The following is a 17,035-nucleotide window of genomic DNA, read 5'->3' as shown; positions in this document are numbered from 1 at the left end:
TCAGTGGTCTCCGGCCACCTTCAAACCGGTAGCGCCGAGGTGTGGAGCTGAAAACTCGTAAAAATCGAGGTGCCCTTATGTTGGCATCTAGGAGCCCAAGCGTTGCCGCTCGTCCAATTTGCAGCATCACCTCTGTTTTTGCGGCAGCTAAGCGCGTTTCAGGTACGATCACCATATTGGCGTCCGTATCGGCTATGCCGGATCGAAAAATATTGCCGGGGAAATCAAGGCTAGGTTTCAATACCCGATCGGTTCTGGTCAAAGGCAATTTGATGTCGGCCGATTTGATTTCACCCGACGCCACGTCTATGTTATCCAATAATGTTTCAAATTGTGCGGTATCCGGCGGCGCACCTGTAATCACATCGACAACAAGTATATTTGACCGAAACATGAATGCCTCAGCATAACACAGGCACGTTACGGAAATTTTGAGGTCTCCCGCATTCTGCCCCGCTACGTTTTCAATTCGCGTTTTTGGAATGCGGTCAAAAACATGCGCTAGATCAAAACTGGCGTCATTATTTGACAAACGAAGCGTGTACCCCCCTGAAGTACGCCCAAGTTTCCAATCTGGTGGTTTTTCAAAAGTCAAAACTAAACGCGAAAAATTTGTATGTTCGCCAGATCGAATCTCGATTTCTTCAGCAGCTGCGCTGTTGGATGCGATCGACAGGGACAAGAGCGTGAAGAGGGTAAAAAGATTCATCACGCCGCCTCTTGTTTGACGTCTTTCAACGCCTCCTCCAGTTGTCCATAACTCGGGCGGCAGTGGCTAGGCGTATTTTGTCGGCCGACTTCGATGCAAATATTTGTTGAATGATTATATAGATTCGCAACCAACACCTCGCGGATCAACCTGTAAAAATGTGCATCTTCTTCGACAACGGTTTGAAGCTTGGCGGCAAAAGGACCAACCAACCCATATGCCAAAAACACCCCAAGGAACGTTCCGACCAAAGCGCCACCAATCATTTTGCCAAGTATCTCTGGTGGCTGATCAATGGAACCCATAGTTTTTATCACGCCGAGAACGGCCGCTACGATTCCCAATGCTGGCAATCCATCGGCAACTGCCTGAAGCGCGTGACTGGAATGAAGGGAATGATGCAGATTGGCATCGATACGTTTCTCCAATACCTCCTCGACCTGATGTGGGTCATCATAGTTCATGGAGGCTGAGCGGAGCGTGTCGCAGATAAGGTCTACGGCTTCCCGATCAGACATAATTTTAGGATACTTCAAAAAAATTGCAGATTCGGACGAATTTTCTATATGCGCCTCTAGCGCAACCGGGTTTTGTCGCGATACCCTGATCAATTCAAAAAGAAGGCAAAGCAAGTCTCGATAGTCTGCAGGAACCCACTTCGCACCCTTAAAAACTTTTCCGACATCGTGAAGCGTATGTTTTATCGCGGGTACGTCGTTGCTAATGACAAAGGCACCCACTGCGGAACCACCAATCATCGCAAACTCATAGGGCAGAGATTTCAGGATGATTCCCATCTTGCCGCCAGCCGCGATATATCCGCCGAAAACCATCACGAAAATCACGATAATACCTATGACGCCAACCATTACTGACCTTCTTTCTAATGAGCACAGACCAAATTATATTTACAGAGTTGTGTTAATGAACCCTGAGGAAATCAATTATTCTGTCGGTACGTTGGCGTTTCGGCCCGCCAGAACAACGCTGATTGTATAGGCTATTTGCGGAGTAAGTCCTGCAAGGATTCCCGCCGCTGCATCAGGCCGCATCCGCGCAAGAAAACCCGCAGCAAAATCCGGTGCCATTTCTTCAAAGAGAGCGGCTGCATCTTTCGGCTTCATGTTCTCATATACAGCGGTCAAACGCGCAAGATCACCCTCAGCCGCCTTGTCCGCCAACGCCAGTGTTTCAGAAAGTGCGCTTTCTGCTGCAACCAATGCCGCTAGCTTCAGGTCAATTTGCTCCTCGGAAACGCGAAGAGCCTGCATTCTGTTTTCAAAGCGCGATTCGCGCGTCTTGATTCGAACTTCCCGCGCTTTCATGGAATCCATGGCCGCCTGAAGCCCTGGAACATCAGGACAGATTTGGTCACTGGCATGAACTGCGCTGGCTTCAGGCAGACCCTCTAGGGCAACCGCAGCGCTGAAACCCTCTGCAATACGAATTAGCCCAGAGGCAAGCAGCAATCCCGCCAATCCTTTCAAGACGCTCCGGCCAGAGCGACTGGATCTGTGTGTCTTTCCTAAGGTCATTCCGCGGCCATCGGCTGTGATTTGTGGTGCGTAAAGAATGCCTCCTGCGCCATAGGCTTGATTGGCTCGTCCGCAATCGTTGGCAGGTCATGCATGGACGCCAACAACAGCTCAAGCTGCTTTGAAACGCGTTCTGCGCGCTCCGTGAGATCTTCGAGCGTGTTGGCCGAAGAGGTTGCAGAAACGCGCGCCCGGTCCAGCGTTTTTGTCATATCGTCGACCTGAGACGACAGCACGGCGATCGCGCCTCCTACGCCTGTCTCGAGATTTGTGAACCGGCTAAGATTCCGGGATAAAATCAGGCAATAGAACGCTGCACCAATCGCGCCTGCTGCAAGAAGAATATCAGCTATAATCGACATCTAGCGCTCCTAGTTCAGAATAAATTCCATAACCAGCAGGTCGCGCACACGCCCTTCTCCGGTCACGATCTGGACCCGACGAAGCATCTGCGCCCGAAGCCGTATCAGGATGCTGGGATCTTCAAGTTCTGTCGCCTCTACTGCGCGAAGATAACCATTCAACACGTCAATCACACGTGGAAGAATTGCAACAACCTCTTGTTCGTGCGCCTTTACAACCTCTAGCTCGGCCCTGAACCTAAGGGTCTGATTGCGGGCTGTCGGCCCGAGGTTGATGATCAATGGATCAATTGGCACAAAGGCTATGTCGGGCAAAATCCCCACGTTCTTCCCGGTTTCGCTTGCGGGCTCCACTCCATGCCCGTCAGTGGAAAAGAGCAGCCCCGAGCGGACCGCAAAAAAACCGCCCGCACCACCGGCAAGAGCGAGAACAAGCCCGATAATCATGGGAAGTTTCGACCGCTTCCGCGGCACTTCATCGATCACTTCTGTGTTTGCCATTTCGTCACCGAAAAATTTGCTTCCACCCTCTATAGGCAGACGTTCACTAACCGATTGTTAAGGCCGATCGCGGAATGTTCTGGAACTGACGGGGGTAAAAGGCCCATCCGGAATGGAGGATCGTCGTGCAGCAACTGCTATCAATTTGGACCGCGCTTGATCCGCGAAAGCGGGTGATTGTCGCGGTGGCGACTCTGGCCATGTTTACCGGTGTTCTGGCTCTATCGCGGATTGCGACCACCCCGGGCATGACGCTTTTGTATGCTGGCTTGGAAAGCACGGCGGCGGGGGATGTTGTCGCCGCACTTGAGCAGCGCGGCGAAGTCTATGAAGTTAGAGGCGGCGCAATCTTTGTAGCATCCTCGTCACGTGACGAATTGCGGATGACGCTCGCCAGCGAAGGACTGCCGGCGAACAACGGGTCGGGCTATGAGCTACTGGAGGCGCTCTCTGGCTTCGGGACAACCTCCCAAATGTTCGACGCCACCTATCTGCGCGCAAAAGAAGGAGAGCTTGCCCGGACGATTGTAACCAGCCCCCATATCCGCAGTGCGCGCGTTCATATTTCCAGCCCCAACAACCAACCGTTCAAAAAGGACATCAGGTCTACTGCGTCGGTCACTGTCACAACCACTGGAACATCCCTGACGCAGGCGCAGGCAAAGGCGATGAAATATCTTGTCGCATCGGCTGTCGCGGGAATGTCGCCCGATGATGTTTCGATAATCGACGGCGACGGCGGTCTGGTGACATCCAGTGACGAGATATCCGGTGACGCAAGAACGGGCGATGACCGGGCGGCCCACCTTAAGCAAAAGGTAGAAAATCTGCTGTCTGCACGGGTGGGCCCTGGAAAATCGGTCGTTGAAGTCAGCGTTGAAACCATCACCGAATCAGAATCCATAACGGAAAGAAAAGTGGATCCGGAATCCAGAATTGCAATCAGCACAGATACCGAGGAAAGAACGAACAAGTCTAATGATGCGGGCGCAGGATCGGTTACCGTTGCCAGCAACCTGCCTGCTGGCGCTGCATCGTCAGGAGATCAGTCGTCTTCCAGTCAAAACTCGGAAACACGCGAGAGGATCAATTTCGAAGTCTCAGAGATCAAGCGCGAGTTGGTCAAGGTTCCCGGCGCGACAAAGCGCCTGACGGTGGCGGTTCTGGTCGACGGAATAACAACCGTTGACACAACCGGAACCGAAGTCTGGACCCCTAGAAGCGATGAGGAAATGGCCATACTTCAGGAACTCGTTTCGTCTGCGATCGGCTTCGACGAAAAGCGCGGCGATATCGTGACATTAAAATCTCTCGCCTTTCAGCCTGTAATCGAGCTTGGCACCCAAGCGACATCTTCCTTTATGGATGGGGTGCACTTTGATTTAATGACAATGATTCAGCTCTCGGTTCTCGCTATCGTTACGTTGGTCTTGGGGCTTTTTGTTGTCCGACCGATCCTTGGGAACCCAAAACCAGCGCGCCTTGCCGAAGCTGTTATCCCTTTGCCCGACCGGCCCGCCAGATTGCCCGCGACCGGAAGTGCGACGGCATTGTCAGGAGAGATAGATGACAACCCCACGCTTTTCACGTCGATGCAGGACGTCTCGCCAAGAAGCAATGGGTCGGCCACTGCGCCGGACCTTAGCGCCAAGCAAACTGCGCTCGCCTCCGATCCAGTGATGCGCCTTAGGCAATTGATCGAAGACCGACAAGAAGAAACCGTAGAAATTCTTCGCGGATGGATGGAAGAAAAAGAAGGACGCATCTAATGGCATTGTCACTGCGCCTGGAGGAATTTTCAGACCCGATCATCACCACGGAAGAAAGCGGAACTGAAACTGGACCTGCTGAAGAAGCAAAAATTGCTTCCTACGAACAAGGTTACGCCGCCGGATGGGAAGACTCTGCGGCTGCGGTGACTCGACTGAATGAAACGATTTCGGCAGATTTCTCGCACAGCTTGCAAGAACTGTCATTCACCTATCACGAAGCCCACGGTCAGATATTGCGCGCAATGGAGCCGCTCTTGCGCGAAATGGTCAACGGCTTCCTTCCGGAGGTGGCGCGGGCAACGCTTGCACCACTGATCATAGGAAAATGTCTCGAAATTGCGACCACTTTGGCAAATATTCCCGTCGAAATCGTAATATCTCCGACGAACCGGGCATCTCTGGACGCCTTGATCGCGGACCAAGTAGGCCTGCCCGTTACAATCATCGAAGAGACCTCGATGGCAGAGGGGCAGGCGGTGATCCGATTTTCAGAAGCAGAAACGCGTCTCGACGTCAGCGAGGCGCTTCATGATGCCATATCCGCGGTTGACGCATTTTTTTACACCAGAAAAAGGACTCAAGAGCATGGCTGATACTGGTTCCACGGGTGGCCCTCGTGATCCTGCCTCTTTCATCAATCCTTTCACTCAGGTTCCTATCGAAATTACAATTTCGGTTGGAAAAGCCCGTCCGCTTGTCAAAGACCTGCTTCGGCTGCGACCTGACGCAGTCCTGCAGCTGGATCGCCGCGTTGATGATCCGGTAGAGCTTTTTGTGGGCGACAAACTTATTGCCAGGGGCGTGCTTCAAGAGTTGGATGGAGATCAGGAAGGCCAACTCGCAGTCCGATTGACTGAAGTCGCCGACCTGCGGAACGGGCTTTAGGTGATGCGGGCACTTCTCAGATCTCTATTGATTTGCCTTGTCGGGTTAGGAATTTATATCGCGCTGATCGTGCCCGCATCAGCGCAGGGAATAACGGTTTCACTTGGCGATGACGGGTCTTTGGCTGGTCGAAGCATTCAACTTCTGATGCTGGTGACGATCCTTAGTCTCGTGCCGGGCCTGGCAATTATGATCACTTGCTTTCCATTTATCGTCACTGTTTTGGCTATTTTGCGTCAGGAGATCGGTTTGCAGCAATCTCCTCCGAATATGCTGATAATCAGCCTAGCTCTTTTTTTGACCTATTTTGTGATGGAGCCCGTTTTCACCGAATCATGGCTGAAAGGTGTTGCGCCTTTGATCGAGAATAAGCTGACAATTGAAGAGGCGTTTTCCAAAGGCATCGAGCCTTTTCGAATTTTCATGGCTGCGCGGATCAACCCCGAGACATTTGAATCGCTTGCCAATCTCAGGCCCGAACCCGATACCCGCGGCCTAGAGCCAGCAGCGCCTTTATCTGTCCTTGTTCCGTCTTTCCTGCTTAGCGAAATTGAAAGAGCGTTCGAAATCGGGTTCCTGATTTTCCTGCCATTTCTTATTATCGATCTGGTGGTCGCCGCCATTCTCATGTCAATGGGCATGATGATGGTGCCGCCGGCGATCGTATCCCTTCCTTTCAAACTGGCCTTTTTTGTTGTCGCGGACGGCTGGACGTTGATCTCGGGGGCCTTGGTGCGAAGTTACTTTTAAGGTGCCACCACAATTTATCCGCCCTTAGCGCACAATAAACTCTGCATGAAGGGCCCCGGCTGCTTTGATGCTTGTTAGGATGTCGATCATGTCACGAGGTGATACCCCCAGAGCATTCAGTCCGGCAATCACTTCAGACAGGGACGTGCCGCCTGCCACCTCCGCCAACCCGATACCAGGTTCTTCTTGCAAAGCAGTATCGGTCCGGGGAACTACAACGGTTTCACCTGCTGCAAATGGATTAGGCTGAACAACCAAAGGTTGCTCCTCGATTCTCAAGGTCAGATTACCTTGGGAAACCGCAACCCTTGAAACACGAACATCTTCGCCCATCACGATTGTCCCAGAACGCTGATCGACAACGACCCGCGCCTTGATCTGGGGTTGCACCAGAATGTTTTCCACACGGCCAAGTGCATGAGCCGGTGACGGCATACGCGTAGCCGCAATATCCAATTGGACAGTCCCGGCATCCAGCATGATCGCTGTGGGGCGACCGAATTCATTATTTATTGCCCGCTCGATCCGCTCTGCCGTGGTGAAATCTGGCGCCCGCAGCGCCAGGCGAACCGAAGTGAGGCCTGCAAAATCGAAATTGATTTCACGCTCTATCCTTGCACCGGACGGAATGCCGCCAGAAGTGGGCACGCCCTGAACGACACTGCCAGCGTCCCCGGTCGCAGACGCCCCACCCGCGATAATCGTGCCCTGACCCACTGCGTAAATCTCGCCATCGGCAGCATTGAGCGGTGTCATGATCAAGGTGCCACCAAGCAAACTATTAGCGTCCCCAATGGCCGAAACCGTAACATCGATCTGACTGCCGACACGCGCAAAAGGCGGTAAAGTTGCTGTCACGAAAACAGCTGCAACATTCTTGGGTCGAAATTGCTCTCCGGTAATATTGACGCCCAAGCGCTCTAGGATATTGGACATAATTTCTTCGGTGAAGGGCGCATTTCGAATGCCGTCACCGGTGCCATTCAGGCCAACAACCAAACCATAACCCACAAGGTCATTGCCCCTTACGCCATCAAATTCAACAAGGTCCTTGATCCGGATGGGGCCAGCGGCGCCGCCCTCGGGAATGCAGAAAAGTATGGCAGCAAAAATCAGGAATACTTTTTTCATCTCAGGTAGTCCGCAAGGCTAAGGCGCGACAGCCGAGAGGTCATCGCGTAAAGCGTTTCAAGTTGACTGCTGATCTGCTCCAGCTCCGACGCGGCCTGATAGGGGTCCGACGCCAGGATTCCATTCCGCACGAGGGACAGGGCGCTTCTCTCAGCGACACTCCTCGCCGTTGCGCCCTCTATTTGCGCTTCGGTTGCTCCGATGCTAGCGCGCAAGTTGGACAAACCGCCTTCTGCCGTCAAAAGCACCGTGCCTGCCTCTTGCACAAGCCGGGTATTCCCCTGGATATCAAGGCCCGGAAGACCCTCTGCCGCAAGTGCGCCAAGCACCAATCCCTTCAACACGTCTTTGATCGCAGGATCAGTGGCAGGTGGCGGCATCCCTGCCGTTTCGCCCGGCCCGATAGATCGGTCACCCAAAGGAGTTTGAGAACCTAAATAAATCAGGTTCTCGAACCCGCCTCCATTTTCGAACCAAGCATTCACAACCCCAACAACGTCTTCGGCTGTTGATACCCCGGCAAGTGATATCCGGACATTTTCGAGGATTTCGTCAGATGAGGCCAGCGCCTGACGATCAGTCGCGACTCCGGCAAACAAACTGCGGCCGGAAACCTGCGTGTTCAGCATGGAAACGACAGTCTCAAGGTTTTGCCTTGCGTCCGTTGCCGCGGTGTGAATCTGCGTTGGATTGGCTGTATTTCCGGCTAAAAGAAATGACGGCCCCAACCCGCTTGAGATGTCCTGAACTGCCCCAAGGACCGTCTGCGCCGCCAAAACATGCGCGCCGGTTTCGGCCAAAGAAACCGCATACGCATCCAACCGCGAGAGTGTGGCCTCAATGCTGCCCAGCTCCGTAAAATCTGCGTTCACCGCCTCGGATACATCTTTTATTCGGCCGCTTGATAATTCGGCGACCAGACGGTCCATCTGGGTCTTAAGCTGATTGTTAGACCTCGCCATTTGAAAGGCACGCGTCTGATCTCCGATTGATTGCGAATACATACCTTAAAGCCCCAAAAGTGTCTGGATCATATCGTCAACTGTTTGAATCATTTTTGCGTTTGCCGCGTAGGCCCGTTCGATCAGAAGCAGTTGCTGAATTTCAAAATCTGAATCGACCCCATTTTGCAGTTCGAGCGTCCGAAGAGTGTCCAATTGCGCCGCGACAAAGGACTGATCCGCATCTGCAGACCGCCGTTTGTGCGCAATAAGGGATAAAAGGTCAGTCGATAGGCCCGAGGCCGAACGCGCAGACCCGATAAACCCGCCGGAGCTTGGCACACGTTGGGATGTCAAAGCATCCGCAAGAGCCAAGAACCGCGTCGCGTTTCCCGCTTCTCCGGGCAGGCTGGCACCAAGGCCGTCGCGTATTCGCCAGATCTCGCCTCCCAAGGAAGGGTCAACCGCAGCGTTGATTTTCAGACGACCAGCAAGACCGGTCTCGAAAAGCGGGTCGAAGGCATTGCCCCCGTCCGTGAATAGGCCTGCCTGCCCGCTTGCCAGCGTCGGGTCGACAGCCGGGCTTTGGAACCTCTCAACAAGATCCCTTGCGACCGCGTCGATTTGCACTTGCGCAGCAGGTGCAAGGGTATCGCGCACTGCCAACAGTGCGGAAAGGGATCCGCCACCAATCGGCCCGTTCACCTTATTGGTATCAACGGGAACGCCATTGATTCTTAAGCCGGACAAAGCACCTGAGGCGAACGTCATATCCGAGGTAATCACCCCGGTGGATTGAAACGCCAGCGCCGCGGGTGTTCCATCCAGCAGAATTGCACCGCCGGGCGTAAAAAGGGCAATCTGTCCATTGCCTCGGTCGACTTCGCGCAAAGGTATGGTGCTGCTTATCTGGTCAACAACCTGCTGCCTTTGATCCATCAAAGCAGACGGGTCACGCCCGGACCCCGATGCCATCAGGATGCCGTGGTTCAATTCCGCAACTTTTGCCAGGGCATCATTGACCTCTGCCACTTGATGTCCGATCAATTGATCCGCATCCATACGTTGCGATTGGATTTCGTTCGAAACCTGATTGATCTGACCAGCCAATGACTTAGCGCTGTCGAGGACCGAATATAGCCGAGACTCAGCATCCGGCATGCTCGACGCGTTGATCAAGGATGCCTCGAGCTTCGAAAGTTTCGCCGCCAAACTTGCCGGTTGATCCGGCGTTCCAATTCCACTTTCGATGGCGGCGAAAAAACTGGAAACGGTAGAGCTATAACCAACCTTGGACTGCACAATCCGCCTGTCGGTCAGCAGGCCCTGATCAACATTTCGGTTTACCCCGTCGATCTTTACGCCAGCGCCCGTCGGGCCAACGGTTCGGGCCGACAACTGCAAATCGCGGCGGCCGTAGCCTTCGGTCAGCGCGTTCGAGATATTGCTCGAAACAATCTCTGCCGCGCGGGCCGCTGCATTCAGGCCGGACAAGGCGTTTGATAGGGTGCCTGATACGCTCATTCTGAGGTCTCCCGTCCTGATCCAACCCGATTACCGCTTGATGTTTGTCGTCTCCTGCAACATTTCATCCACTGTCTGAATGACTTTGGCATTTGATGAATAGGCACGTTGCGTCTGGATAAGTTGGGTCAATTCTCCCGCCACGTCAGTGGCGGATTCTTCTCTGGAGAATCCGACAACTTCGCCTGTAGGCCCGTCACCGGCGTTCCAAAGGAAGAACGCGCCACTGTCCGGCGAGACCTGATATGCTTGGTTGTTCAGAGCCATCAACCCATTGGGGTTCGGGACGTCAACCAGTGGAATTTGATAAATAATCCGTGTGAAACCGATGTCGTATATCGCATGAAGAAATCCGTTCGGATCAATTTCGACAGACGTCAAGTTACCAACCGGAGACCCATTCTTGCTGATTGATCCCGGGGCAAACGTGTCCGAAAGTTGCGTCAAACCGGACGGTTGGCCAATCTTGCCGATTTCAAGTTCCATCGGGCCACCCGCAACGGCCATATTTAGCGTCCCGCTAAGCGGGTCATACACCCCACCCGATACCGTTGCGACAGAGGCCAGCTTGCCACCATTGCCCCGTGTATCGTCAAACGTCAGAATATATTCGCCGACCACTGCGCCACCCGAGGCAGAATCGCTGATCTGCATTGTCCACTCGTTCGATTGACCAAGGGCTGGAATCGTTGGCGAGAATGACAAGTTAAGCGTTTCGGAGGTTCCAAGGTTGCCGAAGTATTCAATCGAAAGCGTTTGTGCGCTTCCGCTTGAACCAAAACCGGTTTCCGTCGCCGGAAGATTGATCCCAAGGCCGATTTTGCTCGTCGCGTCCCCAGCGAATTGATTCACACTGATGCTGACAGGTTCCAGTCCTGCTGCCGTATCGCGCGGAAAAGGCGGAACCGTGCCGTCCGCCGCAGCCGGCCAACCCATAAGCACCATCCCTGTGTCCGTGGTGAGAATCCCGTTTGAATCAGGACGAAAAGAGCCTGTCGTCATCAACATCATCGGGTTCTCACCTGATGACTGCCCAAGCGACACTGCCGTTGTAACCGGGATCATTCCGCGGCCACCGACAGAAATATCCGTAGGATTGCTGGTCGAGATCAATGGCCCACGTTCGTCAATCAACCGATGCGTAGTCACCCGGACTCCACCCGCAGAATAATTGCCTGCGTTCCCGTCGATCACCATGGAATGGAAATCGGCATCTGCACGCTTATACCCGTAGGTGCCAGAGTTCGCGATATTGTCCGCAATCGTCGCCAGCCTTGTTGCATTGGCATTGAGGCCCGCAACCCCTGCATTCAGTGATGAAGAAATAGTCATGTTGCGCCTTTCTGCTGCATCGACCACCGGTCTGGGCAAACAGCTACAGCGCAGCACTTAACAGGCGGCTAACGGATACAATTTTTCCTATTTTTCCTTTCAGACATCGGATCGCAACAAGATCAGCTCCATCCGATTGTTCCGGATCGCCATAGGGTTTGCAACCGAAGGCTTTCGGTCTGCAAATCCGGAAACGCGGGAAACCCGTTTGGCGTCGAACCCCATCGCCTCCAGCATCTGGCGAACCTGACCGGCACGTGCGGCTGAAAGATCCCAAACGGGATTGTCTTTCAAGACCATGGGATAGGCCCGAACAAAGCCATTCACCGCGACATCATTTCTGACAAGGGAAAACGCCTTGACCAGCATGTCAACAAGCGCGCCCATCAAGGGCGTCGGCGTCTCTGTCCCTTCGACAAAAAGTGCGGCGTCTTCGACATCAAAAAGCTCTATGATCAGGCCTTCGTCGGTGACACGTGTGACGATATGCTTTAGCAACATTGCAGAAACCAGCGCGTCACCTCCCTTACCCATCAACAGGTCTTGAATCTGCTCGAGGGCTTGTTCTTCTCTATTTTCTTTTACGGCATCCTCTGCAGATGAGGTGCCCGTCTGCCCTCGCGCCTGATTTGACTCAGTCGGATTTTTTGCCGTGGCGCCGGTCCCATCCTTGGAGAAGGTCTCTTCTGAAAAGACACTTTCACCGCCAAAAGATCCGTCGCCACCACCCGACACCCTTGCGATCGGGATCGTCGGGCTGAAATAATCAGCCAGTCCTTTACGTTGCTTTTCTGTCGTCGCATTCAACAGCCACATCAGCATAAAGAAGGCCATCATGGCCGTCACAAAGTCCGCATAGGCAACTTTCCACGCCCCTCCGTGGTGACCGCCGCCCGCAATGACTTTCTTACGCTTAATGATGACTGGTGCGCTATTTTGCGCTGCCATTCCACCACCTCAATACTCACCCAGGGTCAGAAATAGCAGCAGGGTCTGAACGCCCGCTTAATAGATCAAGTTGTCAAGATTACAGGCGCCAGCCAGCGTCGCCGCAGAGGTGCCTCCCATCGCTGTCCAGAATGTCACAAGACAACCAACTGCGCGGCCGGTGATTTGCAAAGTCACGGCGGCCACGGCGGTGTTGGCTGGTGCCAGAACCGCAAAGATCAACAATGCTGGCAGAACTGCAATGTCGGAAAACCGCAGGTTCAGCGAACGGACCAGACCCGGGCATTGGCTTCGGGCAACAAAAGCCCCGTGACACTCAATCACTGCCTCCTTAAGCCCGCCCCGATCCGCGGCCAGAGGGATACCCTGCATAGACCTTCGCCTTCCACCCGCCACGGCGCGGATACGTCACGTCGGCTCCATGCGCGGAGAGCACAATTCGTGTTTTCCGTGTCCATTTGCGGGGGGCCATTTGCGGGCTAGAAATTTAAGATGCGAGCGGGTCACAGATTAAAACCCGGAATAGACCGGCCCTGCGATCGGCAGCGTTTCGGGCGCCTCTGCCGCTGCGGCCCAGATCAATTTATGCTTTTCGTCCACCCGCGTCTGAACCTGATGCGCCCCGGCGACAAAACCGCCACCCCGCACGGTTCAAGGACAGCACCATCAATTCGAACCGGCTTGTTCGTCACCACCTTGCATGATCCGCTTATCAGCACCTGCATCTGTCCCGATGCCACTTCTAATCCGGCAAAAAAACCGGCCCTCAATAGGGAAGATACGCGCCCCTCAGAACCTCTGCGTCCTTGGGCAACAGCCTTGACGGGCGGGTCACAACGTTGACCGACACCGGAACCGAAACCATCATTCAGGCCGGACGCCGGAATATCCCGATGATACGCCCGAAACCCGCGGGGAGCGTCCGGAATATCGGTGCCCGATGCCTTGCGCACTACCCAGCTTCCAAGCTTTTGCAGAGCATTCTTCAATGGTGAAAAGCTGGCGATTTCTGCGATCGGGTGCCCGAACCAAACGATTCTTCGATGCCTGCCATAAATGCGCGGGCCAAGCCCATGTTGCATCCAAGCCTTAATATATGTTTGACGCCAGCCTGTCTGGCGACAGCGACAGTGTCGTCGGTGGAACCGTGGTCAATAATGAGGACTTCGAAAACGTCGAAACCGGGGACCGATCATGCAAGCGCCGCAAGCGTTGTTGCGATGGTTTCTGCCTCGTTCAGGCATGGAATCTGCATGACAAATTTCAAGATGCTGCTCATGTTTTCTGCCGGTTTGCCGTTTGGCAATCGGGGGATAAATTGTTTTGTCGAGAATACCTGCTTTTTTCAGGAAACGTTAGGCAAAATCTCTCAAAAAAACTAACATCAAAACTCACGCCCACAGTCGAACCGAATGAAAGCTGCATTATGAAATCCACACCCCTGATCGGTGAGGCAACGGTCACTTTCGGAACCCAGCAGTTGATTGACGGACAAGGAGCGTCGCAGATCATTCTCGACTTCGAGTTTGTACCAGCCGATTTTGGCCCAAAGGCGCGGGACACCATCGATCTTCTGAACCAGATTATGGCAATTCTGGCCAATGAACTGAACCTTGCGGAGATCGGAAATACCATCAGGATCGAGATTACCGGAAATCTATTGCAGGTCGCCGACGCAATCGGCGTATCCCTTCCCGACGGCGCCGAGGAGGTTGATTTGACCACCTTCCGTTTCGGAAAGGATCTCTCGCAGATGAACCCTCTGGAAGAACAATATGCAGCCGTCTTCGGCTTTGGCTCAGGTGCCGATGCCCCTGCCGTCAGGATGAATTGAGTGCAGGCCTCGACAGATGCCGTTAATATCGGTGCCCGTTTTTTTGGCGACAAATCGTAAATTTTGTGCTAATCTTTAACCATAGAGACACTTCCAAACGTTGGGCACCGTTGTTGCCATTCTGACAAGCAACCGAACCCAGCCATGGATTGATCCCTGTACGATGCTTTTTACGCGGGTTGCTAAATCTGCGCTCTACGTCGTTGGTGTATGGTCATCACTGGATAGCGTAACGCCTCGCAAGGTTAGCGATAGGCGGGGCAGTATTGTATCCGAAACCAGCAGAATTTCTCAAAATGCGGGACGCGGCGCACATAGTGGTGTACGCCGCGTCCCTTGATCTACTTCCCTACAGCGATCAAAAATCCAGATTTTCGACATTCAGGGCGTTTTGCTGGATAAATTCGCGACGAGGCTCTACCACGTCACCCATCAGCTTTGTGAAAAGGTCGTCTGCCTCGGCGACGTCATCGACTTTCACCTGCAAAAGCGTGCGCGCCTCGGGGTCCAGCGTGGTTTCCCAAAGCTGCTCGGGGTTCATCTCGCCCAGTCCCTTGTAACGCTGAAGCGATAAACCCCGTTCCCCTTCGGACAGAATCGCATTCAGCAATTCCGTAGGCCCGTGAATCAACACTTCCTTTTCTTTGCGGATCAGCTTTGCGGGTTGCGTGTAAACGTCCTGCATCGCCTTCGTATAGCTGCCCAATCGCCGCGACTCACCGGACCGCAAAACTGTTCCATCAAGTGTGCGAACCTCTTCAACCCCGCGAAGGCTGCGCGAAAACCGCAGGCCATGGTCCTGTGTCGGACGCCCCTGCCAGCCCCGCTCGTATTCCAGCGCGACAAGATCCAAACGACTGGCGACACTATCGGCAACCCCCTGAAGATCAGAGTCGACCTGGCCGGGCATGAATGCGCCGGCAATTGCGGCCTGCTCAAGAATGTTTTGCGGATAGTGCGTCGGGAAGGATTGCAGACTGCGGCGCACCGAGCGCGCCTCTTCTACAACACGCGCCAGATCCTGACCGATCAATTCCTCGCCCGATCCAAGGCGCAGAACAGCCCCATCGACACCCATCTGGATCAGATAGTCATCCAGTGCCATCTGGTCTTTCAGATAGACCTCGGATTTGCCGCGGGCGACTTTATACAGCGGGGGCTCCGCAATATAAAGGAAACCGCGCTCTATCAGCTCCGGCATCTGCCGGAAGAAGAACGTCAGCAGCAACGTCCGGATATGCGCCCCGTCTACGTCGGCATCCGTCATGATGATGATCTTATGATACCGCAGTTTATTGATGTTGAACTCGTCACGGCCGATGCCGGTGCCCAGTGCGGTGATCAGCGTACCAATCTGGTCAGACCCAAGCATGCGGTCAAACCGTGCGCGTTCGACGTTCAGGATCTTACCGCGCAATGGCAATACAGCCTGATTTTTGCGTGACCGCCCCTGCTTTGCAGATCCACCGGCAGAGTCCCCCTCGACGAGAAAGACTTCGGACAGCGCGGGGTCTTTTTCCTGACAATCGGCCAGTTTTCCGGGCAGCGATGCGACATCCATCGCCGTTTTTCTGCGGGTCAGATCGCGGGCCTTGCGCGCCGCTTCTCTTGCAAAGGCGGCTTCGATGATCTTGCCGACAATCGCCTTGGCCTGGCCGGGGTTTTCTTCGAACCACTCGGCGAGTTTTTCGTTTACCAGCCCTTCGACGGCGGGCCGCACTTCGGAACTGACCAGCTTGTCTTTCGTCTGGCTCGAGAATTTTGGATCGGGTACTTTGACCGACAAGACACAGGTCAGGCCTTCGCGTGCGTCATCGCCCGTGAATGTGACCTTTTCCTTTTTCGCAATGCCTGATGTCTGGGAATAGTTGTTGATTGTGCGGGTCAACGCACCGCGAAAGCCCGCCAAATGTGTTCCGCCGTCGCGTTGCGGGATGTTGTTGGTAAAGGGCAGAACTGTCTCGTGGTAGCTATCATTCCACCACATCGCGACCTCGACGACGATGCCGTCTTTTTCCCCCGTGATAAAGATCGGGTCTGCCATCACCGGCGTTTTGGAGCGATCCAGATATCGCACAAACTCTTTGACGCCGCCTTCGTAGATCAGTTCGGCCTCCAAAGGTTCGGCGGGGCGTTCATCCCTCAGGATAATCCGCACACCAGAGTTCAGGAACGCCAGTTCGCGAAGACGGTTTTCCAAAGTCTTGAACACAAAGTCGCGGTTCGAGAACGTCTCAAGAGAGGCCAGAAACCGAACTTCTGTGCCCTTGCGCCCATTCGCATCGCCGACCACGCGCAACGATTCCGCAGTAAAGCCACCCTCGAACCGTGCGTAGTGTTCCTTGCCGTCACGCCAAATCCGCAATTCCAGCCAATCGGACAATGCGTTCACAACCGACACGCCAACGCCGTGCAGGCCGCCTGAGACCTTGTAGGAGTTTTGGTCAAATTTGCCGCCAGCGTGCAGTTGGGTCATGATGACCTCTGCCGCAGAAACGCCCTCGCCTTCGTGAATGCCAACAGGAATACCGCGCCCGTTGTCACTGACCGAAACGGATGAATCCGCATGGATCGTGACGGTCACAGCGTCCGCATGGCCGGCCAGAACTTCGTCGATACCGTTGTCGACAACCTCGTACACCATATGGTGCAGGCCAGACCCGTCATCGGTATCCCCGATATACATGCCGGGGCGTTTGCGAACCGCTTCTAACCCCTTGAGAACCTTGATGGAATCTGCGCCATACTCTTCGGGGATTTTCGGGGTTTCGGACATGCGGTTTTTCCTTCGTATTTTTGTCATTTTATACG

General features: G+C 54.1%; 18 protein-coding genes and 1 pseudogene. 5 read left to right on the top strand and 14 right to left on the bottom strand.

The features are described from left to right. From ACEN2R_RS19145 to ACEN2R_RS19125, 5 genes and pseudogenes are all read right to left on the bottom strand, one after another. Positions 1–709: pseudogene (locus ACEN2R_RS19145) on the bottom strand (hypothetical protein); the annotation flags it as partial. Continuing rightward, complete coding sequence (motA, locus tag ACEN2R_RS19140) at positions 709–1,578, bottom strand: flagellar motor stator protein MotA (RefSeq protein WP_442044326.1); 870 nt, start codon at positions 1,576–1,578, stop codon at positions 709–711. The pseudogene ACEN2R_RS19145 and the gene motA, both read right to left, overlap by 1 nt. Before the next feature lie 75 nt (positions 1,579–1,653). Further along, a complete protein-coding gene (locus tag ACEN2R_RS19135; protein ID WP_442044324.1) occupies positions 1,654–2,178 on the bottom strand; it encodes a MotE family protein in 525 nt (174 codons plus the stop codon). Positions 2,179–2,240: 62 nt separating this feature from the next. Beyond that, positions 2,241–2,606 (bottom strand): hypothetical protein, encoded by a 366-nt coding sequence (locus ACEN2R_RS19130; RefSeq protein WP_442044322.1) that lies wholly within the window; start codon positions 2,604–2,606, stop codon positions 2,241–2,243. A gap of 9 nt (positions 2,607–2,615) precedes the next feature. Continuing rightward, the gene (locus ACEN2R_RS19125) at positions 2,616–3,107 is read right to left on the bottom strand and encodes a flagellar basal body-associated FliL family protein (protein WP_442044321.1); all 492 of its coding nucleotides are present in this window, start codon (positions 3,105–3,107) and stop codon (positions 2,616–2,618) included. Between the two features lie 125 nt (positions 3,108–3,232). On the opposite strand from ACEN2R_RS19125, the gene fliF reads away from it, so the two are divergent. Genes fliF through fliP form a run of 4 tightly spaced genes read left to right on the top strand, consistent with a single transcriptional unit; the run spans position 3,233 to position 6,514 of the window. Further along, positions 3,233–4,876, top strand: a complete 1,644-nt coding sequence (fliF, locus tag ACEN2R_RS19120; protein WP_442044319.1) for a flagellar basal-body MS-ring/collar protein FliF — start codon at positions 3,233–3,235, stop codon at positions 4,874–4,876. After that, positions 4,876–5,472: a flagellar biosynthesis protein gene (locus tag ACEN2R_RS19115; protein WP_442044317.1), complete on the top strand. Its 597-nt coding sequence runs from the start codon at positions 4,876–4,878 to the stop codon at positions 5,470–5,472. Before fliF ends, ACEN2R_RS19115 begins: the two co-directional genes overlap by 1 nt. After that, positions 5,465–5,764, top strand: coding sequence for a FliM/FliN family flagellar motor switch protein (locus tag ACEN2R_RS19110; protein WP_442044315.1), 300 nt, complete (start codon positions 5,465–5,467; stop codon positions 5,762–5,764). Before ACEN2R_RS19115 ends, ACEN2R_RS19110 begins: the two co-directional genes overlap by 8 nt. Positions 5,765–5,767: 3 nt before the next feature. Beyond that, positions 5,768–6,514, top strand: coding sequence for a flagellar type III secretion system pore protein FliP (fliP, locus tag ACEN2R_RS19105; RefSeq protein WP_442044314.1), 747 nt, complete (start codon positions 5,768–5,770; stop codon positions 6,512–6,514). A 24-nt stretch (positions 6,515–6,538) separates the two neighbouring features. Here fliP and ACEN2R_RS19100 read toward each other — a convergent pair whose 3' ends face one another. The 8 genes from ACEN2R_RS19100 to ACEN2R_RS19065 all read right to left on the bottom strand — a co-directional run bounded on the left by ACEN2R_RS19100 (position 6,539) and on the right by ACEN2R_RS19065 (position 13,546). Further along, positions 6,539–7,645, bottom strand: a complete 1,107-nt coding sequence (locus ACEN2R_RS19100; RefSeq protein ID WP_442044312.1) for a flagellar basal body P-ring protein FlgI — start codon at positions 7,643–7,645, stop codon at positions 6,539–6,541. After that, complete coding sequence (locus ACEN2R_RS19095; protein WP_442044311.1) at positions 7,642–8,574, bottom strand: flagellin; 933 nt, start codon at positions 8,572–8,574, stop codon at positions 7,642–7,644. The genes ACEN2R_RS19100 and ACEN2R_RS19095 overlap by 4 nt, the downstream gene beginning before the upstream one ends. Positions 8,575–8,652: 78 nt before the next feature. Next, positions 8,653–10,110, bottom strand: coding sequence for a flagellar hook-associated protein FlgK (flgK, locus tag ACEN2R_RS19090; protein ID WP_442044309.1), 1,458 nt, complete (start codon positions 10,108–10,110; stop codon positions 8,653–8,655). A 30-nt stretch (positions 10,111–10,140) separates the two neighbouring features. Continuing rightward, on the bottom strand, positions 10,141–11,442 hold the full coding sequence (locus tag ACEN2R_RS19085) for a flagellar hook protein FlgE (protein WP_442044307.1): 1,302 nt from the start codon (positions 11,440–11,442) through the stop codon (positions 10,141–10,143). A gap of 99 nt (positions 11,443–11,541) precedes the next feature. Continuing rightward, positions 11,542–12,390: a flagellar motor protein MotB gene (locus ACEN2R_RS19080; RefSeq protein ID WP_442044305.1), complete on the bottom strand. Its 849-nt coding sequence runs from the start codon at positions 12,388–12,390 to the stop codon at positions 11,542–11,544. A 57-nt stretch (positions 12,391–12,447) separates the two neighbouring features. Continuing rightward, positions 12,448–12,762 (bottom strand): hypothetical protein, encoded by a 315-nt coding sequence (locus ACEN2R_RS19075; protein ID WP_442044304.1) that lies wholly within the window; start codon positions 12,760–12,762, stop codon positions 12,448–12,450. A 138-nt stretch (positions 12,763–12,900) separates the two neighbouring features. Beyond that, entirely contained in the window at positions 12,901–13,038 is a 138-nt protein-coding gene (locus ACEN2R_RS19070) for a hypothetical protein (protein ID WP_442044303.1), read from the bottom strand. 337 nt (positions 13,039–13,375) lie between these two features. Beyond that, the gene (locus ACEN2R_RS19065; protein ID WP_442044328.1) at positions 13,376–13,546 is read right to left on the bottom strand and encodes a glycosyltransferase; all 171 of its coding nucleotides are present in this window, start codon (positions 13,544–13,546) and stop codon (positions 13,376–13,378) included. On the opposite strand from ACEN2R_RS19065, the gene ACEN2R_RS19060 reads away from it, so the two are divergent. Then, complete coding sequence (locus ACEN2R_RS19060; protein ID WP_442044301.1) at positions 13,487–14,224, top strand: hypothetical protein; 738 nt, start codon at positions 13,487–13,489, stop codon at positions 14,222–14,224. The two genes, ACEN2R_RS19065 and ACEN2R_RS19060, sit on opposite strands and share 60 nt — an antisense overlap. Before the next feature lie 358 nt (positions 14,225–14,582). Here ACEN2R_RS19060 and gyrB read toward each other — a convergent pair whose 3' ends face one another. Next, complete coding sequence (gene gyrB / locus ACEN2R_RS19055) at positions 14,583–17,000, bottom strand: DNA topoisomerase (ATP-hydrolyzing) subunit B (protein WP_442044299.1); 2,418 nt, start codon at positions 16,998–17,000, stop codon at positions 14,583–14,585. Positions 17,001–17,035 lie beyond the last annotated feature (35 nt).

Origin of the sequence: Pseudogemmobacter sp. W21_MBD1_M6 (genome assembly GCF_052119585.1) — a bacterium.
Classification (GTDB): Bacteria; Pseudomonadota; Alphaproteobacteria; order Rhodobacterales; family Rhodobacteraceae; genus JBGQOJ01.
This window is presented reverse-complemented; position numbering and strand designations above follow the sequence as displayed.